General features: G+C 73.9%; 16 protein-coding genes. 10 read left to right on the top strand and 6 right to left on the bottom strand.

All coding sequences use genetic code 11. The features are described 5' to 3' along the window. Positions 1-2,784 carry an ATP-binding protein gene (locus tag B0I32_RS14685; protein ID WP_181307381.1) on the bottom strand — a complete coding sequence of 928 codons (2,784 nt, stop codon included), beginning with the start codon at positions 2,782-2,784 and terminating at the stop codon, positions 1-3. 126 nt (positions 2,785-2,910) lie between these two features. Between B0I32_RS14685 and B0I32_RS14680 the strand changes: the two genes are divergently transcribed. Genes B0I32_RS14680 through B0I32_RS14670 form a run of 3 tightly spaced genes read left to right on the top strand, consistent with a single transcriptional unit; the run spans position 2,911 to position 6,079 of the window. Beyond that, positions 2,911-3,459 carry an SRPBCC domain-containing protein gene (locus B0I32_RS14680; protein ID WP_106239015.1) on the top strand — a complete coding sequence of 183 codons (549 nt, stop codon included), beginning with the start codon at positions 2,911-2,913 and terminating at the stop codon, positions 3,457-3,459. Next, positions 3,456-4,613 (top strand): MFS transporter, encoded by a 1,158-nt coding sequence (locus B0I32_RS14675; RefSeq protein WP_219911791.1) that lies wholly within the window; start codon positions 3,456-3,458, stop codon positions 4,611-4,613. The genes B0I32_RS14680 and B0I32_RS14675 overlap by 4 nt, the downstream gene beginning before the upstream one ends. Further along, entirely contained in the window at positions 4,610-6,079 is a 1,470-nt protein-coding gene (locus B0I32_RS14670; RefSeq protein WP_106239012.1) for an MFS transporter, read from the top strand. Before B0I32_RS14675 ends, B0I32_RS14670 begins: the two co-directional genes overlap by 4 nt. Positions 6,080-6,091: 12 nt before the next feature. On the opposite strand, the gene B0I32_RS14665 is transcribed toward B0I32_RS14670, so the two are convergent. Together B0I32_RS14665 and B0I32_RS14660 are read right to left on the bottom strand one after the other, a co-directional pair. Beyond that, positions 6,092-6,661 carry a hypothetical protein gene (locus B0I32_RS14665; RefSeq protein ID WP_106239010.1) on the bottom strand — a complete coding sequence of 190 codons (570 nt, stop codon included), beginning with the start codon at positions 6,659-6,661 and terminating at the stop codon, positions 6,092-6,094. A gap of 32 nt (positions 6,662-6,693) precedes the next feature. After that, positions 6,694-7,824: an FAD-dependent monooxygenase gene (locus tag B0I32_RS14660; RefSeq protein ID WP_106239008.1), complete on the bottom strand. Its 1,131-nt coding sequence runs from the start codon at positions 7,822-7,824 to the stop codon at positions 6,694-6,696. A gap of 203 nt (positions 7,825-8,027) precedes the next feature. Here B0I32_RS14660 and B0I32_RS14655 point away from each other — a divergent pair, with 203 nt between their 5' ends. The 6 genes from B0I32_RS14655 (at position 8,028) to B0I32_RS14630 (ending at position 15,909) form a co-directional block, all read left to right on the top strand. Further along, positions 8,028-8,750: a TetR/AcrR family transcriptional regulator gene (locus B0I32_RS14655; RefSeq protein ID WP_106239005.1), complete on the top strand. Its 723-nt coding sequence runs from the start codon at positions 8,028-8,030 to the stop codon at positions 8,748-8,750. 119 nt (positions 8,751-8,869) lie between these two features. Continuing rightward, positions 8,870-9,772: a bile acid:sodium symporter family protein gene (locus B0I32_RS14650; protein WP_106239003.1), complete on the top strand. Its 903-nt coding sequence runs from the start codon at positions 8,870-8,872 to the stop codon at positions 9,770-9,772. Then, entirely contained in the window at positions 9,769-13,029 is a 3,261-nt protein-coding gene (locus B0I32_RS14645; RefSeq protein WP_219911790.1) for an ATP-binding protein, read from the top strand. The genes B0I32_RS14650 and B0I32_RS14645 overlap by 4 nt, the downstream gene beginning before the upstream one ends. Positions 13,030-13,263: 234 nt before the next feature. Next, on the top strand, positions 13,264-14,079 hold the full coding sequence (locus tag B0I32_RS14640; RefSeq protein WP_106239000.1) for an alpha/beta fold hydrolase: 816 nt from the start codon (positions 13,264-13,266) through the stop codon (positions 14,077-14,079). A 23-nt stretch (positions 14,080-14,102) separates the two neighbouring features. Beyond that, on the top strand, positions 14,103-15,389 hold the full coding sequence (locus B0I32_RS14635) for an MFS transporter (RefSeq protein ID WP_106238997.1): 1,287 nt from the start codon (positions 14,103-14,105) through the stop codon (positions 15,387-15,389). 13 nt (positions 15,390-15,402) lie between these two features. Beyond that, positions 15,403-15,909: a monooxygenase family protein gene (locus tag B0I32_RS14630; RefSeq protein ID WP_106238995.1), complete on the top strand. Its 507-nt coding sequence runs from the start codon at positions 15,403-15,405 to the stop codon at positions 15,907-15,909. On the opposite strand, the gene B0I32_RS14625 is transcribed toward B0I32_RS14630, so the two are convergent. After that, complete coding sequence (locus B0I32_RS14625; protein WP_106238993.1) at positions 15,906-16,850, bottom strand: MBL fold metallo-hydrolase; 945 nt, start codon at positions 16,848-16,850, stop codon at positions 15,906-15,908. The genes B0I32_RS14630 and B0I32_RS14625 overlap by 4 nt on opposite strands. Positions 16,851-16,870: 20 nt before the next feature. Beyond that, positions 16,871-17,524 (bottom strand): TetR/AcrR family transcriptional regulator, encoded by a 654-nt coding sequence (locus B0I32_RS14620; RefSeq protein WP_106238992.1) that lies wholly within the window; start codon positions 17,522-17,524, stop codon positions 16,871-16,873. Between the two features lie 108 nt (positions 17,525-17,632). Here B0I32_RS14620 and B0I32_RS14615 point away from each other — a divergent pair, with 108 nt between their 5' ends. After that, complete coding sequence (locus tag B0I32_RS14615) at positions 17,633-18,883, top strand: serine hydrolase domain-containing protein (protein WP_106238990.1); 1,251 nt, start codon at positions 17,633-17,635, stop codon at positions 18,881-18,883. A gap of 44 nt (positions 18,884-18,927) precedes the next feature. On the opposite strand, the gene B0I32_RS14610 is transcribed toward B0I32_RS14615, so the two are convergent. Next, on the bottom strand, positions 18,928-22,812 hold the full coding sequence (locus B0I32_RS14610; protein ID WP_106238989.1) for an nSTAND1 domain-containing NTPase: 3,885 nt from the start codon (positions 22,810-22,812) through the stop codon (positions 18,928-18,930). Positions 22,813-22,837 lie beyond the last annotated feature (25 nt).

Below are 22,837 nucleotides of genomic sequence, written 5' to 3'. Positions count from 1 at the left end.
TCAACCCTGGGCCCGGGCGGAGAGCAGGCGCAGGGTGCAGGCGCGTTCGAAGCGGGCGTTGATCGAGGTCCACAGGTCGACGGCCTCGGTCAGCGCGTCGTGGTCGTCGTACAGGATGCCGCGGGCACGGGCCAGGCTCGCGGCGGCCCAGGTGCTCTGCTCCGCGTACGGCGAGGCGGCGGCCACCAGTTCGGCGGCCTCGGGCAGGCCCGCGACGACGGCCAGTTCGGCGCCGGCGGCGCGGGCGTAGGACTCGTACCAGCGGCTGGAGAAGGCGGCGAAGGCGCGCTCGACCAGCGTGGCGACGTCGTCGTGGGTGGGCGCGGTAAGCCGGGCGCCGGCGATGACGTGGGTGTGGGTGGCGAGCCGGGCGTCGGCGAACGCGGCGAAGGCCGCCAGGACCGGTGCGGTGGCCGGGTCATCGGTCCCGGCCATCTCCAGGGCACGCGAGCGCCACAGGGCGAACTCGCCGGTGCCCGCCAGCCCGTGGGCCAGGGCGGCGGCGTACACGCCGGTCGACAGCCAGGTGCTGCGCGGCCGGCCCGCCTGGTGCCAGGCCTGCCACATGGCCGGTGCCTGGTGGAAGACCTTGGAGAACCGGCCGCTCAGGGCGAGCGGCCTGATGAGCTTGGGAATGGACAGGTACGGGTGCTCGCCGATGGGATCCTCCACCTCGGCCCGGCCCGCCAGGGCGATCGCGGCCGGCAGGTCGCCGACGCACAACGCGGCGCGGGCGGCGGAGTGGAAGGTGTCCACGATCTCGGCCGCGGCGGCCGGCTCGTGCGCCGGCAGGTCCTTGATCAGGGCGAGCCGTTCCTGGGAGATCCGCTGAACGGTACGCATCCGGCCGGCCTGAACGTTCGCACCGGTGAGCACGTCCAGGGCGGCCAGCAGGACGAGGGGGTCGCCGCACCGGCGGGCGCTGTCGGCGGCGGTACGGGCGAGCTCCAGGCCACCTCGCTGCCAGGCCCAGGCGATCGCGACCAGCGCTGCGGTTCGGTCGCCCGCCGGTGCCGGTGCCGATGCCGGTGCCGATGTCGGTGCCGGTGCCGGTGCCGACTGCGGCTTCGATGCCGCCGCCTGGAGCGCTTCCGCCACCTGTGCGCGTACGGGAGGAAGGTCGCTGCCGCGCAGGTAGCGGTGGGTGAGCGCGAGGGCGGAGGCGAGCGTGGCGGTACGCCGGCCCGTGTCCCCGACCACGTCCGCGGCCTGGAGCAACAGCCTCAGCGCCAGCCGTCCGTCGGCGATGGCGACGGCGGTGTCGGCCGCGTTCAGGAGGCCGGCGTGCCTGTCGGTAGCGGCGCGGGCCCGGTCGGCGGCGGCCAGGTAGTGATCGATCGCCTCCCTGTGGTGGCCCCGCGCGAACGTCAGGTGCGCCAGTGACCGGGCCAACCGGTGCGCGTCCCGGTCGGGTACGGCCGGGGTGTCCGCGAGCGTGGCCCGCAGGTCGTCGGCCACCAGGTCGAACTGCGGCTGCCGGCTACCACGGAGCCGTGACTCCAGCGGCTGCCCGCCACCCTCCAGCCGCGCCTCCAGCGTCTCCGCCGCCTGGGCGGCCCACCGCAGCCGCAGCCGCAGGGCCGCCTCGGTCTCGCCGCTGCCGGTCAACTGGTCGGCGGCGAAGGCCCTGATGGTCTCCAGCAACCGCCACCTGCTGCCACCGGCGATCCCGGCCAGGCTCTTGTCCACGAGCCGCCCGATGAGGTCGGCCACCGCGCTGGGCGACAGGTCGGGCATGACGGCGACGGCCGCCGCCAGGTCGAATCCGCCGGCGAACACCGACAGCCGGCGCAGCAGCGTACGTTCCTCCTCATCCAGCAGGTCGTAGCTCCAGCCGATCACCGCGCGCAACGAGCGGTGGCGTCGCGGCCTGCCGCGCGCGCCGGACAGTAACCGCAACGCGTCCTGCAGACCGACCAGCAGGGCGTCGATCCCGAGCGCGGCCACGCGTGAGGCGGCGAGCTCGATCGCCAGGGGGAGCCCGTCGAGCCGGGCGCACACCTCGGCGACCGCGGCGGGCTCGGCGGTGAACGCCGGGTCGATCGCGCGGGCCCGGTCCAGGAACAGTGCCTCCGCCTCGCCCGCCAGCGGCGGCACCGTGATGACGCGCTCGCCCGCCAGGCCCGGCCGCTCCCTGCTGGCCAGCAGGATGCCCGCCCGGGGGCAGGTGGCACGCAGCCGCTCGACGAGGTCCCCGACCTCTTCCAGCAGGTGCTCGCAGTTGTCGAGGACCAGCAGGGAGCGCCCCAGGGCGAGGCGTTCCGCGACCACTTCCGCCAGCGGCTGGGGCGGGCGTTCCGCCAGGCCGAGCGCGTCGGCCACCGCCCGCAGCACGAATCCCTCCCCGATCGGGGCGAGATCGACGAACGCCCCACCGGCGGAGAACTCCCTTGAAGCCGCCTGCGCCACGACCGCGCCCAGCCGGGTCTTGCCGACGCCGCCCGGCCCCACCAGGCAGACCGGCGCCGCGTGGGCGAGGGCCGCCAGCGTGTCCTGCCGTTCCTGGCGGCGCCCGACGAAGGAGGTGTGGCTGACCGGGATCTGCGTGATACGTCCCGGTTTGACCGAGGTCGAGGACAGGTGCCGGTTCATGGCGGTCAGGGCCGTCCGGTCGGCCACGCCGTACTTGCGCAGCAGCGAGGAGACGTGGCTCTCCACGGTGCGTACCGAGACCTGCAGCCGGCGGGCGATCTGCGCGTTGGAAAGCTGCTCGGTCACCCCGGCCAGCACCTCGGCCTCGCGCGGTGAGAGCCCGTGGGGTTCGCCGGGCTTCCTGGGCACCATGCGCCTCATTGTGGACTCCGTGCTCTTTCCGTGGCGAATCCGTGGTGTCCGGGCGATCATCACGGATGTGCCCGTGCTTCCTCCCGAGCCATCGTCACAGGGAACGCTTGGACGACGGAGGGCCCCATGATCAAACACGCGACGTTCGTGGCCGAGCACGTGTACACGCTCCCGCCGGTCGAGGTCTTCTCCGCCTGGGCCGACCCGGTCGTCAAGGCCCGCTGGGCCGGCGGCCCCACCGGCTGGAGCCCGCGCCTGGAGCTGGACTTCCGCGTGGACGGGCTGGAGCGGTACCACGGCGGCCCGCCCGGCGGCCCCGCGCACACCCTCCAGGCCCGCTACCTCGACATCGTGGCGAGCAAGCGCATCGTCTACAGCTATGACGTGCTGCTCGACCAGGTACGCGTCCTGGTGTCGCTGGCCACGGTCGAGTTCGCCCGGCACGGGCCGGGGACCAGGCTCGTCCACACCGAACAGGCCGCCTTCCTCACCGGCGACGACACCTCCCCGTTCGAGCGGCACATGCGCGCCGCGCTGAAGTCGCTGGCGGCGGAGCTGCACGACTCCGCCCCGCTGGAGGCGGAGCCGGAGCTGGGCGGCTCGGCAGCTCAAGCCGCCCTTATGAAGCCGGGCGGCCGCGCGGTTCAGGTCACCGTCGCGGAGGAGCGGTCGTGAACGTCGCCGCCTCCCGCCCGCCGATCGTCACCGGTGCCCTGCTGGTGCGGATGGCCACCGTGGTGGCCTCGTCGATCGGGTTCTTCCTCCCGTTCGCCGTCGTCCCCGAGTACGCCGAGCGGTCGTCGGGCGCCACCGCGGCCGGCGCCGCGAACGCCGCCCTGCTGGTGACCACCGTCGCCGTCGAACTGGCCGCACCCGCCCTGGTCGCCAGGATCGGCTACCGCTGGGCGCTCGGCCTCGGCCTGCTCGCCCTGGGCGCGCCCACCCTCGTGCTCATGGCCTCCTCCGACGCCGCGGTCGTCATCGCCGTCAGCGCCCTGCGCGGCGTGGGCTTCGCGATCACCGTGGTGGCGGGCGGCGCGCTCACCGCCGAACTGGTGCCGGCCTCGCGGCGCGGCGAGGGGCTGGCGCTGGTGGGCCTGGTCAGCGGGGTCAGCGCGCTCGTGGGACTGCCGGCGGGAAGCTGGCTCGCGCAGGTCGCGGGCTATGACGCCGTCTTCGCCGTCACCGCCGCCGTCCCGATCCTGTCGGTGCTGACCGTCCCGTTCCTGCCGGGTCGTCCCGCGGCGGCGGGGCGGGCCGCGGGGGTGATGGCCGGGTTGCGCACGCCCTCCCTGATGTGGCCGGCGGCGATCTTCGCCGCCTCGGCCGCCGGGACCGGCATCCTGTGCACGTTCGTGCCGCTGGCCGTGCGCGGCGGGCCCCTCTGGCTCGCGCCGGCCGCGCTGCTGGCCCAGTCGGCCACCGCGACGCTCGCCAAGTGGGTCGCCGGCCGCGCCGGCGACCGTCGCGGGCACGAGGGACTGCTGCTGCCGGGGCTGCTGCTGTCCGCCGCCGGGATGGCCGCCGTGTCGCTGACCTCCTGGAGCGTGAGCGTCATGGTCGGCGCGGCGGTGTTCGGCGCCGGATTCGGCGTCCTGCAGAACGCCACCATGACCGTCATGTACGCCCGCGTCCGGCCGGAGATGTTCAGCACCGTCAGTGCCCTGTGGAACGCCGCCTACGACAGCGGCATGGCCGCCGGGGCGTTCGCCGTCGGCCTCCTGGCACCGTTCACCGGCTACCCGCCGGCCCTGTTGATCACCGCGGTCCTCATGGCGGCCGTCCTCCCCCTCGTCCGCAACGCACGAAGGATTCCCGCAGCAGCATGAACACGCTCACGGACGTACGACGCCGGAGATGGGCGCTGGCCGCACTCGCCCTGCCCACCCTACTGGTCGCCATCGACATCTCCGTCATGGGCGTCGCCCTGCCGTCGCTGGCCCGCGACCTGCATCCCAGCGCCGCCGAGCTGCTGTGGATCATCGACAGCTACAACTTCCTGGTCGCCGGATCCATGCTCGCCACCGGCGCCATCGGTGACCGGATCGGCCGCCGCCGCATGATCCTCATCTGCGCGGCCGTCTTCGCGGCCGCCTCCGCCGTCGGCGCCTTCGCCACCACCCCGCTCCTGGTCATCCTCGCCCGCGCCGTCATGGGCATGGCCGGATCGGCCATCATGCCCGCCTCCATGTCCCTGATCGGCGTCCTGTTCACCGACACCAAGGCACGTATTCAGGCGATGGGCGCCTACATGACCGTCTTCCTGGGCGGCATGGCCGTCGCGCCCTTCGTCGGCGGACTGCTGCTCGCCCACTTCTGGTGGGGATCGGTGTTCCTGGTCGGCGTACCGGTCATGGCCGTCACCATCGCCGTCGTCCCGCGCCTGCTGCCGGAGACCCGATCCGAGCAGGCGCCCCGCATCGACCTGCTGAGCACCGCGCAGAGCCTGGCCGCGATCCTCGCGATCGTGTACGCGCTCAAGGCCTGGATCAACGACGGCGCCACCGCCTCGGTGTGGCTCACCCTGACCGCCGGGATCGTCCTGGCCGCGCTGTTCGCCCGCCGCCAGCGGCGCCTGGACAACCCGCTGCTCGACCTGAGCCTGATCGGCACCCCGGCGGTGGCGCGTACCCTGGCCGCCCTGTTCCTGACCTCGGTGATCATGGGCGGCAGTTCGCTGTTCTTCAACCTCTACCTCCAGGACGTCCAAGGACTGACCCCGCTCGAAGCCGCCTGGTGGACCCTGCCCCAGATCGTTCTCATGATCGCCGCCTCGAACCTGGGCCCGTGGCTCAACCGTCACCTGCCCCAGCGCACGGTCGTCCTGGCGATGCTGCTGGTCATGACGCTCGGCTTCATCCTGTACGCGTTCCTGCCCGTCACCTGGGCCGGCCGCCCCCTGGCCGCCGCCGGCGCGGCACTGGCCGCCTTCGGCATCGGCGCGGCGTTCCCGCTGCTCATGGACCACGTCATCAGCGCCGCGCCACCGCAGCGGGCCGGAGCGGGGGCCGCCCTGGCCCAGGTCAGCAACGAACTCGGCATCGCCGTCGGCCTCACCGTCCTCGGCTCGCTGGGCACCGTGGTCTACCGCGCCCGGCTCGACCTCCCGGGCACGACGGCCGCCGGCAGCGTCGTCGACGGCGTCCGCGACGCCACGGCCCGCGGTGACCTCCACCTCCTGGCCGGCGTACGGGCGGCGTTCACCGACGCCTGCAACGTCGTCGGCCTGGCCGGGGTGGCCGTGCTCCTGCTGGTGCTCGCCCTCACCCGACGCGGCCACGTCCGCTCAGACTGACCCCGGACGCGGTCAGCACTGCCACAGGAAGCGCCCTTCCTGCTCGTCGCCGCTGAGAAAGCCGTACCCGACGCCTCCGTCGCCGAAGTTCACCTCGTACACGCCTGGTACGGAGGAGTGGAGCTGGAAGAAGAACGACCACGGGCCGCCGGGCGGGTGCTGCCGATGCTGCAGCCACGTCGGCTCCCCCAGGAGGTAGGACTCTCCTCGTTCCAGCTCCGCCTGCTCCACCTCGTCCAGATCGATGAGGACCTCGGGTCCGACCAGGGAGTCACCGGTGGCGACGGGAATCGTCTCGATGAAGCCCGGCACCCGGCCGGGCTGGACGATCAGGGCGTTCTCGCCGGCGTCGGGTTCGAAGGTCAGCTCGCACCGGCCGCCCATGAACAGATAGGCCATGCGAAGGGGCTGACCGGGCAGCCGGAACTGGCCGATGAAGCCCATGGACCGCTCGTGCCGGTGGCAGAGCGGCCATTGCGGGGCCTCCAGCCAGACGGGATCCCCGCCGAGCTTCGGTGCGAAGTCGTCGATGGGCTGCGGGCCGCTGCTGAAGGTCATCGCGTACGCGGGGCCGTCGTTCATGGCGGCAGCGTAGGCGCTCCGCGATCAGGGTGTCAGAGCCTCCAGTCGTAGGCGGGGGTGAGGGAGCGGGCGAAGAGCGCGTTCGGGAGGCGGGGGAGGAGGGCGTCCCGCAGCGTGGTCAGCGGCGTGGAGGTCCAGTGCGCGGCGGCGCCCGCCTGGCGGGAACGGCGGACGATCAGCTGGGTCCGCGGCCTGCGGGCGCCGTCGTAGGCCGCCAGCCCCGCGCGCACGCCGAGGGTGTCCACCGCGTGCGCGAGCGTGACCGCGTCCTCAAGTGCCTGGCAGGCGCCCTGCCCCAGGTTGGGGGTCATGGCGTGGGCCGCGTCGCCGAGCACGGCGACGTTGCCGCGGACGTACGCGGGCAACTTCGGCAGCTCATAGGTGTCGTGTTGCAGCACCGTCTTCTCGTCCGCGGATGCGAGCAGCGCGGGGATGGGTGCGTGCCAGCGGGCGAAGCGTTCGCGCAGCTCGGCCAGGCCGATGCGGGAGCCGGCCGGGGCGTTGGCCATCGCGTAGCAGTAGACACGGCCGTCGGGCATCGGCACGTGTCCGAACCGTTCGCCCCTGCCCCACGTCTCCGCACTTCCCTCGACGAGCTGAGGCGGCGCGATGAGCCGCCAGGTGGTGTAGCCGACGTAGCGCGGCCCGGGAAGCTCGGGCCAGAGGGAGCGCCGGGTCACGCTGTGCACGCCGTCGGCGCCCACCACGAGATCGGCGGCGGAGGCGCCGCCGCCGTGGTGGACCGTGCCGTCAGGCCGCACACCCCGGACGTCGACGCCGGGCCGTAACGCCTCGGGCGGAACGGCCGCGCGCAGCAGGGCGACCAGGGCGGCCCGGTGCACGGTCGCCCACGGGCCGAAGCGGCGCTTGAGGCCGTCGACGTCGTTGCGGATCAACCAGTCACCGTGGCTGCCGCGGATGCCCGCGGGTGGGTCGGCCGGCCCGTCGGCGCGCAGCCGGTCGCCGAGGCCGAGGGCGTCCAGCGCGCGCAGGCCGTTGGGCTGGATGCTCAGCCCGGCGCCTGCCTCGGTGAACGCGGGGGCGCGTTCCAGGACCTCCACCTGCCAGCCGCGCCGATGAAAGGCGACGGCCGTGGCGAGCCCGCCGATGCCGCCTCCCACGATGATCGCCTTCCGCCGGCGGCCGCGCGTCGTACCGGCCATGTCAGGACTTCCTCTGCCGCCGGAGATGGGCGGATCGGGACATCCGCCACCACACGGCCGTCACCAGCACCATCACCGCGAGCAGGATCCACCACAGGGATTCCACAGTCGCTCCTTAGGATCTTTAGGTTTGCTTAGAGCCATTAAGGAAACATAGGTGCCCTAAGATGTCAAGCGACGAAGGAACGACCGGAGGGGTGCCGATGTCCGCACAGACCAGCAGGCGGGAACGGCTGCGCCAGGCGACCCTGGAGGAGATCCACGCGGCCGCGCGCAAACTGCTGGTCGAGCAGGGATCGGCCGCGGTGACCATCAACGCGGTCGCCCGGCAGGTCGGCATGAGCGGCCCGGCGCTCTACCACTACTACGCCGGCCACGACGAGCTGGTCGGCGCGGTGACCGCGGACTTCTTCCGCGAACTGGCCGCCGTCATGGAGCGGGCCCGCGACGCCCGCGCCGGCGCACCGACCGGCGAGCGGCTGCTGGCCGTCTGCCGGGCCATGCGCGCCTGGTCCGTCGCCCACCCGGCCGAGTTCGGCTGGATCTTCGCCAGCACCATCAGCCCGCCGAACCGCGGCGCCGCCTCGGCCCGTCACCAGGCCGCCCTGCGGTTCGAGCAGGTCCTGCTCGACCTGACGGCCGAGCTGTGGCGGAACCGGCCGTTCCCGGTGCCCGACCTGGCCGCCCTGCCCGCCTCCCAGCGTGAGCAGCTCACCGCCTACTCCGCCGCCATCGACGGACGGCTGCCGCCCGAGGCCGCGCACGTCTTCCTGGCCTGCTGGATCAGGCTGTACGGCCTGCTCTGCATGGAGGTCCTGCACCAGCTCGACTTCGCCTACACCGACATGGAGCCCGTCTTCGAGGAGTGCCTGCGCGACCTGGCCACCGCCCTCGGCATCGACGACACGCAGGGCGCGGCGTCCTGAGGGCCGTCGACCGCGACGTGCGGTAAGAGGGGCACGACCGTGCCGGAACGGTCCGCCTGGAACAACCGCAGGCCGCGGGCTCTACCGGGGGCCCGTCGGTATGCCGGAAGATGTCCGCCATGGGGTCTTCGTCGATATTGGCCAGTCTGCCGTTCGCCATCGGTATCGTCATGTTCGGGCTGGGCCTCAGCCTCACCCTGGACGACTTCCGGCGGGTCGGCCAGTATCCGAAGGCGGCGGTGGTGGCGCTGCTGTGCCAGATCGTGCTGCTGCCCGCGATCTGCTTCGGCCTGGTGCTCGCCTTCGGGCTCGCGCCGGCGCTGGCGGTCGGGATGTTGCTGGTGGCGGCGTCGCCCGGCGGCCCCACGGCCAATCTGTTCAGCCACCTGTTCGGCGGCAACGTCGCGCTGAACGTCACGCTCACCGCGATCAACTCGGTGCTGGCCGTGGTCGCGCTGCCGATCGTGGTGAACCTCTCGGCCGGGTTCTTACTGCCCGACGGGGCCGCCCTCGGGCTGCAGTTCGACAAGATCATGCAGGTCTTCACGATGGTGGTCGTGCCGGTCGCGCTCGGGATGCTCGTGCGCGGGCGGGCGCCGGAGCTGGCCCGGCGGCTCAACCTGCCCGTCCGGGTGCTGTCGGTCGTGGTGCTGGTCGGCGTCATCTACGCCGTCCTGTACGCCGAGCGGGAGAACCTCGTCGGCTATTTCGTCTCGGTCGGCCTGGCCGCGCTCGTCTTCAACGTCGTCAGCCTGCTGATCGGGTACGGCGTGCCGCGCCTGGCCGGTGTCGAGCATCGCGCCGCGACCGCGGCCGGGTTCGAGATCGGCATCCACAACACCGGCCTCGCCATCACGGTCGCGCTGAGCCCGACGCTGTTGAACAGCGCCGAGATCGCCATCCCCGGCGCGGTGTACGGCATCGTCATGTTCTTCACGGCGACCGGGTTCGGCTGGTTGATCAGCCGCCGGCGCGGGTCGCGGGCGGACCAGCCGGGCCTGTCCGTCCAGGAGCCGGCGTGACCCGGCCCGGTGGTGAAGCGGTGCCGGCCGGGGCCGGTTCGCTACGGCTGCAGGTCCTCGGCCCGTTGCGGCTGTGGCGGGACGGCGCCGAGCTGGACGCCGGCCCACGGCAGCAGGCGCAGTTGCTGGCCCTGCTGCTGGCCCGGGTGGGCCACCCGGTCAGCACGAGGGAGCTGATCGACCTGATCTGGGCGGACGACGCCCCCGTCAGTGCGCTCAACCTGATCCAGAAGTACGTCGGCGCCCTGCGGCGGGTGCTCGAACCCGGGGTCGCCGCCCGGGCGGCCGGCACGTACCTGCTCCGCCGGGGCAACGCGTACGTGTTCAGCGCCGGTCCCGGCACGCTGGACCTCGTCACGTTCCGCGAACTCCTCGACACCGCCGGGACCGCCCTCGCCCGGCAGGAGCACGACGTGGCGCTCGACCACTACGTCAGGGCGATCGGCCTCTGGCGCGGCCCCGCGGGGGACGGGCTGTCCTTCGGGCCGGCCGCGATGCCGATCCTGGCCGCGCTCGACGACGAGTTCTACGCCGCCTGCGCGGCGGCGGCCGAACTGGCGGTGTCGTCCCGCCGGCCGGAGCGGGTGATCCCGCCGCTGCAGCTGGCCGCGTCGATGGCGCCGTTCCACGAACCCGTACAGGCCGCCCTCGTCACCGCGCTCGGCGCCGCTGGACGGCAGGCGGAGGCGCTGTCGGCTTTCCACGCGGTCCGTGACCGCCTCGCCGAGGAACTCGGCATCGACCCCGGCCCGGCGTTGCGGGCCGCGCACCTGCGGGTGCTGACACAGACCCCAGCGTCGCCGATGACGGAAAGCGCGGGGAGTGCGGCCAGCGCGGCCAGTGCGGCCAGCGCGGCCAGCGCGGGGAGTGCGGGCAGTGCGGCCAGTGCGGGGAGTGCGGGCGGTCGTGCACCGGCGCGGCCGGCGGCCGGGCTGGTCGGCCGGGCCGAGGAACTCGGCGTGCTGCGGCAGGCCATCGAGGCGGCTCTCACCGGCCGCACCGGCCTCGCCGTAGTCGAAGGCGAACCGGGCTCGGGCAAGACGCGCCTGCTGGAAGAGGCCGCCGCCGACGCCGCGGACCGGCACGGCGCGCTCGTCGCCTGGGCGTCCTGCCTGGAAGGCGACGGAACGCCGTCGATGTGGCCATGGGAGCAGGCGCTCACCGCCGTCCTCGACAGCCTGCCCGCCCTGGCGCGCGAGAAGTGGCTGGCCGGCGAGCTCGGCCGCCTGCTCGAAGCCCGCGACGACGACGCCGCACCGCCGCTGTCCAGCGGTCGCGCCCAGTTCCGCCTGTTCGAGCAGGTCGTCACGTTCCTCGGCCAGGTCTCGGCGGAACGGCCGACGCTGCTCGTCCTGGACGATCTGCAATGGATCGACGCCACCTCGCTCCAGCTGTTCCACCACCTGGCGAGCCGGCTGCCCGCCGGCACCGCGATCATCGGCGCCCTTCGCGACCGCGCACCCGCACCCGGACCCGACCTGTCGCGGGCGCTGGCCGCCGCGAGCCGGCTGCCCGGCCACCGCAGGATCCACCTCGGCCCGCTCCGCCTGACCGACGTGGCCGAACTCATCCGCCGCGAGACCGGCCACGAACCCGGCGCAGACATCGCCCGCACCATCCACGTGCGCACCGCCGGCAACCCCTTCTTCGTCCGCGAACTGTCGCGGCTCCTCAGCGACCGCGGCGCGCTCGGCGACGGCGACGCCGCGGCCCGCGCCGGAGTGCCGTCCACCGTGCGCGACGTCGTACGCGATCGGCTGGCGGGCCTCGACGACGACACGCGCGACCTGCTCACGATCGGGGCGCTCATCGGCCGCGACGTCGACCTCGGCCTGCTCGCCCGCGCCGCAGCCATCGACGTCGCGGACTGCCTCGAACACCTCGAACCGCTGCGCGCGCTCGGCCTGCTCGAAACAGCGCCGGAGGATCCGTTCCTGTGGCGCTTCGCGCACGACCTGGTGCGCGAGTCGATCACCGAGACCACGGAGCGGTCGCGGGCCGTCCGGCTGCACCTGCGGGTCGCGGACGCGCTCGAAGGGAGCCGGGCGGACGACGAGTCCGTCGTCGAACGCCTCGCCTTCCATCTGCGTGCCGCCGGTCCTCTCGCCGACCCGGTGCGTACCGTGGAGGCGCTGAAGCGCGCCGGTCGGCGCGCCACGACCAAGCTCGCCTTCGCCGCCGCCGATCGGCACCTGGAGACGGCCGCCCAGATCGCGCGGAACGCCGGGCTGCCGGAACTCGAACTCTCCGCCCTCTCCCTCCTCGCCATCGCCCCGCGCCGGCAGGCCGGATTCGGCGGCACCACGTTCGACCTGCTGGAGCGCGCGGAACTGCTGGCCCGGCGGCTCGGCAGGGAGGTGGAGGCCGCGGGCCTGCTCTTCGCCCGCCTCTTCGGCGCCTACACCTTTCTGGAGTGGGACCGCGTCCGGCTCGTCCGCCGGTTGTACGAGCAGGGGGAGGCGTCCGGCGACCCGGTCGTCCGGGTGTACGGCCGGCAAGCCTGGGGCCTGCACCAATGGGACGTCGGCCAGATCGGCGCGGCGTTCCGCTGCTTCACCGAGAACGACCCCGCCCTGCTCGACGGCGTCGTCTCCGCCTACAGCGAGTCCCCGATCCGGCGTGACGTCTCGGGGGAGTGGCCCGGCTGGCAGGCCGTCGTCACGGCGCTGCACGGTGACGTCGAGACGGCGGAGACCATCATCGACCAGTGGAACGGCCCCGAGGATTCGTACGCGGTCGCGACCTGGGCCTACTACACCACGATCATCGCGTCGATGGCCGGCGACGCGAGCTGGGTGCTGCGCACGATCGACCGCTGGACGACCGCGGGCACCGGCCGCGCCGCCGTCCAGCAGGAGCACTACATCCGGCTGATCTGGAACTGGGCGCGTGCCCTCGACGGCGACGACCCGGCCGGCATCGCGGCGGAGACGGACCGGATCCTGGCCGGGACGCTGGTCGACCCGCCGCGGTGGGGCGTCGCGTACCACCACGCGCTGAGCGCCGAGATGTGGCTGGCGGCCGGGCTGCCGGAGGAGGCGGGCACCGCACTCGACCGGGCGGAGCAGGCCCTTGAGGCCTACGGCCAGCGCTACGCGGAAGGACTCGTCCTGCTGCTGCGGGCGCGGCTGCTGCATGCCCGCGGCGAGCCCGCCGACGTCGTACGAAGGGCCGCGGAGCAGGCCCGGGACCGGTCCGACGAACGGGGTTCTCACCTGTTCGCCCGCCGCGCCGAGAAGTTCCTCGCCGGACTCTGATCGCCCGCGGGCCCGGTGCGCGGCCTCTGACCGCCTGCGGGCCCGGTGCGCGGCGGGTCATCGCTCCGGCCGCGGAGGAGACCGGCATGCCCGCAGGCCGACCCGGCGCACCGGCCGGCGACCGAGGCGTACTTCCCGACGACTGACCTGCCGGATCCAGTACTCGTCAAGTGGCCGGGACCTACTCTGACCTGCGATCAGAGCTGCCCATCACCCGTTTGGAAGGACCACACCATGACGAGGACTCGCCGGGCCGTGCTGGCCGGATCCGCCGCGGTGGCGACCGGTGCCCTGCTGGGAACGTCCGAGGCGCAGGCGCGCCCCCGGCCGGAAGCCAAGCCCGAACCCAAACCCGAACCCAAGCCCACCGTGGTGCTCGTGCACGGCGCGTTCGCCGACGCCTCCGGCTGGAACGACGTCGGCGCCAGGCTCATCCGCGAGCACCATCCCGTGATCGTCCCGGCCAACCCCCTGCGCGGCGTGGCCGCCGACTCCGCCTACCTGGCCTCCCTCCTGGCCACCATCAGCGGCCCGATCGTTCTCGCCGCGCACTCCTACGGCGGGATGGTCATCACGAACGCCGCGACCGGCAACCCGAAGGTGAAGGCGCTGGTGTACGTGGCCGCCTTCGCCCCCGACGAGGGTGAGTCGCTGCTGGAGCTGCAGACGAAGTATCCGGGCAGCCGGCTCGACGAGGCGGCGCTGGACTTCCGCCCCTACGGTGACGGCCTGGTCGACGGATACATCAAGAAGGAGGCGTTCCACGACGTCTTCGCCAAGGACGTACCGAGGGCGACCACCGACCTGATGCAGGCAGGTCAGCGGCCCGCCGACACGCGCGCGCTCGGGGAGCCGTCCGGGGCGCCGGCGTGGAGGACCATCCCCTCCTATTTCCTCATCGCCAGGAACGATCAGGTGCTCCCGGTCGCCGCGCAACGGTTCATGGCGCGGCGGGCCGGGTCACGGGTGCACGAGGTCGGCGCCTCCCACGTCGCGATGATCTCGCAGCCCTCCGTGACCGCCGACCTCATCAGACGCGCGGCGCGCTGACCTCCGGCCTCCGGGAGGAGACGATGCATCAGCACGCGTACGAGGGCCAGTGCACCGCCGAAGAGGACCGGCACACCCGTGCCGGGTCGCCCGTCCGCAAGCCGGGACCGGCCCTGTTCGCGCTGGCCCTGGGCACCTTCGCCATCGGCACCGGCGAGTTCGGCAGCAACGGCATCATCCAGCTGTTCGCCGCCGATCTGGGGGTGTCGATCCCGGTCGCGACCCATGCGATCACCGCCTACGCCCTGGGGGTCGTGCTCGGCTCCCCGGCGATCACCCTGCTCGCCGCCCGGGTCAACCGGCGCACCCTGCTGCTCGGCCTGATCGCGCTGTTCCTGCTCGGCAACGGGCTCTCCGCGCTGGCGCCGACCATCGAGCTGCTCGTCGTCTTCCGGTTCGTCACCGGCAGCGTGCAGGGCGCGTTCTTCGGCGCCGGCGCCGTCGTGGCCGCGTACCTGTACGGCCCCGGCAAGGGCGGCAAGGCGTTCGCCACCGTGATGGGCGGCCTGACCGTGGCCACCATCGTCGGCTCGCCGCTCGGCACGTTCGTCGGCCAGAGCGCCGGCTGGCGCACCATGTACGGGGCCGTGCTCGCCATCGGCCTGCTGGCCGGCGCCGCCCTGCTGGCCTGGCTCCCGCGTACCGGCGACCTGCGCGGCGGCTCCGTCGCGAACGAGCTGGCCGCCCTGCGCCGGCTCGACGTCTGGCTGATGGCGGCCGTCGCGGCGCTGGGCGTCTCCAGCATCTTCGCCGTCTACACCTTCATCGGCCCGTTCGTCACCGACGCGGCGCGGCAGGACGCCGCGCTCATCCCGATCGCGCTCGCCGTCTTCGGGCTCGGCATGGCCGCCGGCAACCACCTCGGCGGCCGCGTCGCGGACCGGTACGAGCACCTCGGCCTGATCTGGGGGTACGGCGGCGTGCTGGCGCTCCTGGTGCTGATCGGCGTGGCCGGCGGCGACCTGGCGATCCTGCTGCCCTGCCTGTTCGGCGTCGGCGCGACCATGATGTTCGCGATCCCCACCATCCAGGTCCGGCTGACCGGCTTCGCGCCGGGCGCCCCGGCCCTGATGGGCGCGCTCAACCTGGCCGCGCTCAACCTGGCCAACTCGCTCGGGGCCATCGGCGGCGCGCTCACCCTCGACGCCGGCTGGGGGACCCTGTCCACCGTCTGGGCCGGCTTCGCCCTCACCACCGCCGGGCTGCTGCTCTACCTCGGCACCGTGGCCAGGGCGAAACCCGGCGGGCGGCCCGGCCCGGCACCCACGGGGCGCTCCACGCTCCCCGCGACCCCATCGAAGCGACCGTAAGGAGCGGCATCCCATGCCCACCCGAGTGAACCGGCAGACCGTCGATCTGTCCGCCTATCCCGACCTCCTCGTCCTCTACCTCGGCATGCGCGTGAACCACTGGTACGGCATCAGGACCTTCTTCGGCTTCGGCCGCAAGATCAGCGAATCGGTCGCGGGAAAGCCGGACGGGCTGCTGCTGCACGAGCCTGTGTACTACTCGTTCTTCCCGATGAACATGGGGATGCGCCAGTACTGGCGGGACCTGCCGTCGCTGCTCGCCTTCGCCCGGTCCGAGCCGCATCGGCAGTGGTGGCTGGACTTCCTGCGTGACTCGGGCGGCACCGGTTTCTGGCATGAGACGTACTCGGTCAGGGGCGGCATGGAGGCCGTCTACGACGACGTACCCCGGCCGCTCGGTTTCGGGCGGTTCGCCGGGCTCCAGCCCGCTCGTGGCCCCATGTTCGGCTCCGCGGCCCGCCTGAGACGCTCCGACGACGGCGACCCGGCGCTCAGTGAGCGGGACCTCTACCGGTACTAGGCGCTCGGAGGCTCCTCCGCGAAAGGGGCCCACGCGGAGATGGCGAAGCCGTCGCCGTCCGCTCGTACCTCGGCGGCGCCGTGGCCCGGCCAGTGGGCCGGGATGACGAGTTCGTGCTGTTCGGCGGCGCGGGCGAGATGGGCGCGGCGCGTCCTGGCGGCGAGCCGGAGGTCGTCGCAGAAGCAGCTGTTCCAGCGGGGTTCGAGAACCTGGACGGGGCTGTGCAGCAGGTCCCCGACGAAGACGGCGCGGTCGGCGCCCGAGCGCAGGGTGAGCACGGACGAGCCGGGGGTGTGCCCCGGCGCGGCCTCCAGCAGCAGGTTGCCGTCGACGCGGTGCGTGCCCTCCCACAGCACCGCCTGCCCGGTCCGGTGGACGGGGGCGATGCTGTCCTCGAACACCAGCTTGCTCCCCTCCCAGCGGATCCGCTCGTGCTCGTCGCGCGGCGCCCGGCGGCGACGGTCGCCGTCCGGATCGAAGTAGAGGTGGTCGAGCCGGGGGATCAGGTACGTGGCGTTGGGGAACGTGGGCACCCACGCGCCGTCGCGCCACTCGGTGTTCCAGCCGACGTGGTCGTAGTGGATGTGCGTGTTGACGACGACGTCGACGTCCTCGGGCGCGACCCCGGCGGCGCGCAGGCGGTCGAGATAGCCGGTCTTCAGCCCCGCGAACCGCGGGACCTGCGGCCGCTCCCTGTCGTCGCCGACCCCGGTGTCGACCAGGATCGTCCGGCCCTCGCTGCGCAGCACCCAGGTCTGGATGTGGCAGCGGTAGGCGTCGTCGGCCGGGGTCCAGAAGTCCGGCGCCAGCCACTCCTGGTTGCGCCGCCAGACCGCCTCGTCGCTGTCCGGGATGATGAAGCGGGCGGTGCGGATGGGGCCGGACCACTCGATGACGCGGGTGATCTGGACCTCGCCGAGAACGATGCTGTCTGCGGACATTGCCGGTTTCTCCTCCGAGTTCAGTGCGCGGGCCCGTAGCGGGCGAGGAACGTACGTACGGCCTCCTCGATCACCACCTCCGCGGCGGGCTGAACGGCGACCTCCTCCGCGAACGCCATGACCCCCGGCCACACCAGGAACTCCTGCACCAGCCCCATGAACTGGCGCGCCGCGAGATGGGGGTCCGGGCACCGGAGGAGGCCACGCGCGGCCAGGTCGTCCAGGCAGGCCGCGAACGCCGCCGCGATCGGCCCCTTGCCCAGCCGGTAGAACTCCTCCGCGATCCACGGCTGCCGCCCGGACTCGGCGACCACGAGCCGGGCGAACCGGATCTGGTCGGTCTCGGTGGCGAAACGCTGGAGCGACCGGGCGAACCCCCGCAGGACGTCCTCGGCGCTCGCGTCGGCGTCCCACTCGACGCCCCGGCGGTCCGGCCCGTCGAAGGCGGCCCAGTGACGGCGGACCATCTCCCGGAACACGGTCTCCTTGGCGCCGAAGCGGTTGTAGACGGTCTGCCGCGACACCCCGGCCCGCTCGGCGACCCGCTCCAGGGTGACGCCGTCGTAGCGGTCGGCCAGGAAGAGCTCCTTCGCCGCCGCGAGGATCTTCTCGTCGGAGCTCGACCTTCGCGGGTCGCGGCCCGGCAGGTCTTTCACGTGGTCACGTTCCCTCACTCGGCTTTACTTTACAGTACAGTCTAATCTCGCCGTTGACTTCTGTCATACGGGACCGGTGACACAGCGCACTGACCTCCGCCGGGCGGAACGCTCATCCTGGGCGCCATGACCCTTCGTCGATTCACCAGGCACGCATCGCGGCTGGGAGCCGCGACTCTGGCCGCCGCGCTGCTCGCGGCGGGACCCGTGGCCGCCGCCGAGGACGGCGGCCTCGACCGGCAGCGGCTGCGGCAGACGCTGGACGCCGTGCACGAGGCCGGCATGTACGGCATCTACGCGAACGTCGTGGACGGCCGGCGGAGCTGGCAGGGCGCGGCGGGCGTCGCCGACGTCGAGACCCGCCGCCCGGTGCGTCCCGAGATGGTGCACCGGGCCGGGAGCGTCACCAAGTCGTTCGTCGCCGTGGCCGTGTTACAGCAGGCCGGCCAGGGCAGGATCGACCTGGACGCCCCCGTCGGCCGCTACCTGCCGAAGCTGGTCCCGGGCGAGCGCGGGCAGCGGATCACCGTACGCATGCTGCTCAACCACACCAGCCACATCGCCGACCACGCCGGCGTGATCTTCCCGACGGTCGAGAGCCTGGACGCCAACCGCTTCCGCGCCTTCCGGCCGGAGGAGCTGGCGCGGGCCGGCCTCGGCGCCCCCGCGACCGGGCAGCCGGGGGCGGCCCCCGGTGCGTACTCGAACACGAACTACGTCATCGCCGGCCTGCTGCTGGAGAAGGTGACGGGCACGAGCGCCGAGCGGTACATCACCGAGCACGTCTTCCGTAAGGCGGGGCTGCGGCACACGTCGTTCCCGCGTACGCCGCACATCCCGGGGCCCAGCTCCAAGGCGTACGAGGCGCTGTTCGGCTACTTCGACCCGCCCAGGGACTACAGCGTCTACGACATGTCCTGGGCCTGGACGGCGGGCGCGGCCGTCACCACGATGGAGGACCTCAACCGCTTCTTCCGGTCGCTGCTGCGCGGCGAACTCCTCGGCCCGGCCCTGCTCGCCGAGATGCGGACGACCGTGCCCATCCGGTCGCTCGCGGGCGTCGTGATCGACTACGGTCTCGGGATCTACCCGCTCGACCTGCCGTGCGGCCGGTTCTGGGGGCACGACGGGAGCATCCCCGGCATGGAGACCTTCGCCTTCTCGGACGCCGGTGGCGGCCGCCAGTTCGCCTTCGGCACCAACCTGAGGAACTACCGCCAACTCGACGAGAACGGTCTCCCTGTCGCGCACGCCATCGACTTCGCGATCGGCGGCCACCTGCTGGAGGCGGCCTGCGGCCCTGACGCGGGAACGGCGGCCAGGTCGGAGCGGCCGCTCCCGCCGATCGGCGTGGACGCCGGCACGGCCACCCCCTGACCGGACGCCGGCACGGGCTCGTCCCCGGGCGGTGCTGCTCCAGGTCACGGGCAGGGCGGACGGTAAGGGAGGCCGGGTATGTGGCGGGCCCATTCCGCCGGGCTGATCACGGGATGGGCGAGCACGCATGCCCGCCGCGCGGCGCGGACGGCGTCGGTCTCCCAGAGCCGGACGGTCGCGTCCACCCCGCCGGTGGCCAGGGTGCGGCCGTCCGGGCCGAACGCGGCGGCGTACACCCGGTCGGTGTGGCCGGTCAGCGTGACCATGGCGTCCGGCCGGCCGATGCGCGTGAGGTCCCACAGGCGCACGGTGCCGTCGAAGCCGGCGGAGGCCAGCAGCCTGCCGCCGGGGTGGAAGGCCACGGCGGCGACGGCGCCGGTGTGGCCGGTCAGCGGCACGGGTGGCCGCTCGCCGGGCCGGGCGGCGAGGTCGTGGAGCAGGATCACGCCGTCGGCGCTCGCCGCGGCCAGCCGGCCGCCGTCCGGGCTGAACGCCACGTCGCCGACGGCGTTGCGGTGGCCGGTCAGCGTGGCGGTGACGGCCGGGTGGCGGGCGTCGGTGACGTCCCACAGCCGTACGGTACGGTCGGCGCCGCCGGTGGCCAGGGTGCGGCCGTCGGGGGAGAAGGCCGCCGACAGGACCGTGTCGCCGTGCCCGGTGACCGTCGCCAGTGACCGCGGGCGGCGCGGATCGGTCACGTCCCACGTCCGCAGGGTACGGTCGGCGCCCACGGTGACCAGGGTCCGCCCGGACGGGTCGAAGGCGGCCGCGTACACGTGGCCGGTGTGGGCCTTGACGACGGCGAGCGGGCCGGCCCGCCCGCCGTCACCGGCCTGCCAGAGCCGGACCGTGAAGTCGAGGCCGGCGGTGGCGAGCACCTTGCCGTCCGGCCGCCACGCCGCCCGGACGACGTCGTCGGTGTGACCGGTCAGGACGGCCTGCGGCGCGGGCGGGCGCCCGGGGACCAGGCTCCACAGCCGCGCCGTCCGGCCGGCCCCGGTGACCAGGGTGCGGCCGTCGGGGCTGACGGCGACCGTGCGGACGGCGCCGTCCTGCCCGCCGATCAGCGGCGCCCCAAGGTCCCACAGCCGGACCTTCCCGTCCCTGGAGGTGGTGGCGAGCGTTTCGCCGCCGGGCTGGAACGCCGCGGCGAGGACCGTGTCGGCGTGCCCGGTCAGCGTCAGCGGGACGCTCGCGGGCCGCAGCAGGTCCCACAGCCGTACGGTCGTGTCGTAGCCGCCGCTGGCCAGCCGCCGGCCGTCCGGGCTGAACGCCAGCGCCGCGACGCCGTTGGTGTGCCCGGTGAGGGTGACGATCGGCTTCGGCTCGCGCGGGCGGGCGACGTCCCAGAGCCGGACCGTGTTGTCGAAGCCGGCGGTGGCGAGCGTACGGCCGTCCGGGCTGAACCGCGCGGCCAGGATCGCGGCCGTGTGGCCTTCGAGGTCGGCCAGGCGCCGGGGACGGCGCGGATCGGCGACGTCCCACAGCCGCGCGGTGTTCCCCGGCCCGGCGGTGGCCAGGACATCCGCGCCGGGGGCGAACACCGCCGTCGTCATCGTGCCGGGCTCGACGGGCAGCTCGGCGGCCAGGTGCGCGTGCGAGGGGTCGGCGACGTCCCACAACCTGGGGACGCCGTCATGGCCCGCCGTCGCGAGTATGCGGCCGCTCGGGCTGAACGACACGTGCCGGACGCCCTGGGTGTGGCCGGTCAGCACGGCCAGCGGGCGCGGCGCGCGCGGGTCGGCCACGTCCCACAGCCGGGCCGTGCGATCGTCGCCGGCCGTGGCCAGGAGGTGTCCGCCGGGGGCGAACTTCACCGCCAGCACCGCGCCGAGGTGACCGCGGAGCACCGGCAGCGCCTGCGGGCGATGCGGACGGCGTACGTCCCACAGCCGCGTCGTCCCGTCGGTGCTCACCGTGGCCAGCAGCCGCCCGCCGGGCTGGAACGCGGCCCCGTGGACGGCGTTCTCGTGGCCGGTCAGCAGGGTCGCCGGCATTCCGGCCACCGCGCTGAGCAGGCCGCCCCTGGCCTCGGCGGTGGGTGACAGCCGGTAGGCGGCCAGGGCGAGCTGCGCGGCCAGGCTCGGATCGGTGGCGCGCAGCGCGCCGGCGTCCGTCGCGGTCTTACGGGAGAGCGCCTGGTCGCGCTGGTACGTGGCGGTGCGCTCCGCGCCGGCGGCGGCCCGCTGCGCGCGTACCGCCATGACGGAGGCGACCAGGGCCAGCACCAGGAGGGTCGCGAGCGCGGCGACGGCCCGGTGCAACCGGCGGGTCCGCCGCCGGGACTGGCGGACGCTCGCCTCCAGGAACTCCCTCGCGTCGGCCGGGAGCCGCCCGTCGTACCCGGCGGCCCACTCCTGCGCCGCGACCAGGCGTCCGCCGCGATAGAGCGCGTCGGGGTCGCGGCGCAGCCGCACCCAGATCGCAGCGTCGGCGGTGAGCCTGCGCGCGACGACCAGCCCGGCCCGGTCGGCGTCCACCCAGGACCGCAGCAGCGGCCAAGCCCGCAGCAGGGCCTCATGGCTGATCGCGACGGTGTCCGCGTCCGCGGTGATGAGCCGCCGGGCGACGAACCGGTCGAGCACCTCCTCCATCTCGGCCGCCTCCTCGGCGTCGCAGCCGTCGAGGAGCTCCGCCAGGGTGGCCCTGCGCCGGGTGTCGCCGGCGTCGGGCGCGACGTGCACCAGGTGCAGGAAGAGGCGGCGGGCCAGCTCGCGGCGGCGGCCGGTCAGCCCGTCGTGGACCGCGTCGGCGCTGGCCGCCACCGCGCCCTCGACGCCGCCCACCACGCGGTACGCGGCCACCGTCAGGCTCCGGCCCTGACCCTGGCCCCACGTGGCGTAGAGGGCGTGCGACAGCAGGGGGAGCACGCCGACCTCGTGCGCCCCGCCGCCCGTGGACGGGGCGACCTGGCGCAGCAGCAGCTCGACCAGGCCGTCCTCGATCTCGACGCCGGCCCGCCTGGCAGGCTCCACGATGGCCTCGCGCAGTTCGTGCTCCTCCATCGGGCCGACGGCGAGCTGCCCGTCCTGGGCGAGCGCGACCAGCTCAGGATGCCGCAACGCCGCCGCGTAGAAGTCGGCCCGCAGCCCCAGCAGCACGAGCGCGCCGCCGGGTGGCGTGGCCGCGGCGCGTACGGCGGCGATGAAACAGCGCCGCTCCGCCTCGTCCGCGCACTCGGTGAACACCTCTTCGAACTGGTCCACCACCAGCACCAGCGGCCGGTCGTCCGCCCCTGCCCTGGCGGCGTACCCGGCGGCGGCCTCCGGGTCCTCGCGGACGATCGCGGCGACCTCGTCCGCCCGCACGCCGGCCGGCGGCGCGAGCCGTACGGCCAGCTCATCGACCGGCCGCGCCCCCGGGACGATCACGGCCACCGGCCAGTGCGCGGAACCGGGCAGAGCGCCGTCGCGCAGGGCCGCGACCAGGCCGGCGCGCAGCAGGGAGGACTTGCCCGACCCGGAGGGCCCCGTCACCAGCCGCACGCCTCCGCCCGCCGCCCTCATCCCGGCCACCTGTTCGAGCAGCCGGCCGGTCAGCGCGCGCCGCCCGAAGAACCAGCCCGCGTCCTCCGGCCGGTAGGCGGCCAGCCCCCGGTACGGCTCAGGACCGGCGACGCGGCGGCCGGGAGCCCGCCGTACCCGCAGCCAGGCGGCCAGCCACGCCTCCACGTGCGCCGGATCGCTCACCCCGCACACTTCCAGCACCCGTACCAGCAGGTCACGCGACGACGTGGACGGCAGTCCGCGGCCCGCGAACCAGTCGCCGAGGGTGCTGTGCGCGCCGTACGCGCCGGCCTCGGCCGCCACCTGCCGCACGGTCAGACCGGCCCGCTCACGCAGCGACGAGAGCTCTCGCCCGAACTCCCGCCGGGTGGCGATCCTGCCCGGATCGGGATGGTCCGGAGCGGCGTCGGCGGACTGGGACACACAGCCTCCTGCAGTCGTGCGGCTA

Origin of the sequence: Nonomuraea fuscirosea, from assembly GCF_003001935.1 — a bacterium.
Classification (GTDB): Bacteria; Actinomycetota; Actinomycetes; order Streptosporangiales; family Streptosporangiaceae; genus Nonomuraea; species Nonomuraea fuscirosea.
Note: the sequence above shows the minus strand (reverse complement) of the source record. Positions and strands in the feature narration are given on the sequence as shown.

Bases quoted from the DNA above. Each gene is read 5' to 3' on its own strand.
- B0I32_RS14685 (WP_181307381.1), bottom strand. From the start codon at position 2,784: ATGGTGCCCAGGAAGCCCGGCGAACCCCACGGGCTCTCACCGCGCGAG.
- B0I32_RS14680 (WP_106239015.1), top strand. From the start codon at position 2,911: ATGATCAAACACGCGACGTTCGTGGCCGAGCACGTGTACACGCTCCCG.
- B0I32_RS14670 (WP_106239012.1), top strand. From the start codon at position 4,610: ATGAACACGCTCACGGACGTACGACGCCGGAGATGGGCGCTGGCCGCA.
- B0I32_RS14665 (WP_106239010.1), bottom strand. From the start codon at position 6,661: ATGAACGACGGCCCCGCGTACGCGATGACCTTCAGCAGCGGCCCGCAG.
- B0I32_RS14660 (WP_106239008.1), bottom strand. From the start codon at position 7,824: ATGGCCGGTACGACGCGCGGCCGCCGGCGGAAGGCGATCATCGTGGGA.
- B0I32_RS14655 (WP_106239005.1), top strand. From the start codon at position 8,028: ATGTCCGCACAGACCAGCAGGCGGGAACGGCTGCGCCAGGCGACCCTG.
- B0I32_RS14650 (WP_106239003.1), top strand. From the start codon at position 8,870: ATGGGGTCTTCGTCGATATTGGCCAGTCTGCCGTTCGCCATCGGTATC.
- B0I32_RS14640 (WP_106239000.1), top strand. From the start codon at position 13,264: ATGACGAGGACTCGCCGGGCCGTGCTGGCCGGATCCGCCGCGGTGGCG.
- B0I32_RS14635 (WP_106238997.1), top strand. From the start codon at position 14,103: ATGCATCAGCACGCGTACGAGGGCCAGTGCACCGCCGAAGAGGACCGG.
- B0I32_RS14630 (WP_106238995.1), top strand. From the start codon at position 15,403: ATGCCCACCCGAGTGAACCGGCAGACCGTCGATCTGTCCGCCTATCCC.
- B0I32_RS14625 (WP_106238993.1), bottom strand. From the start codon at position 16,850: ATGTCCGCAGACAGCATCGTTCTCGGCGAGGTCCAGATCACCCGCGTC.
- B0I32_RS14615 (WP_106238990.1), top strand. From the start codon at position 17,633: ATGACCCTTCGTCGATTCACCAGGCACGCATCGCGGCTGGGAGCCGCG.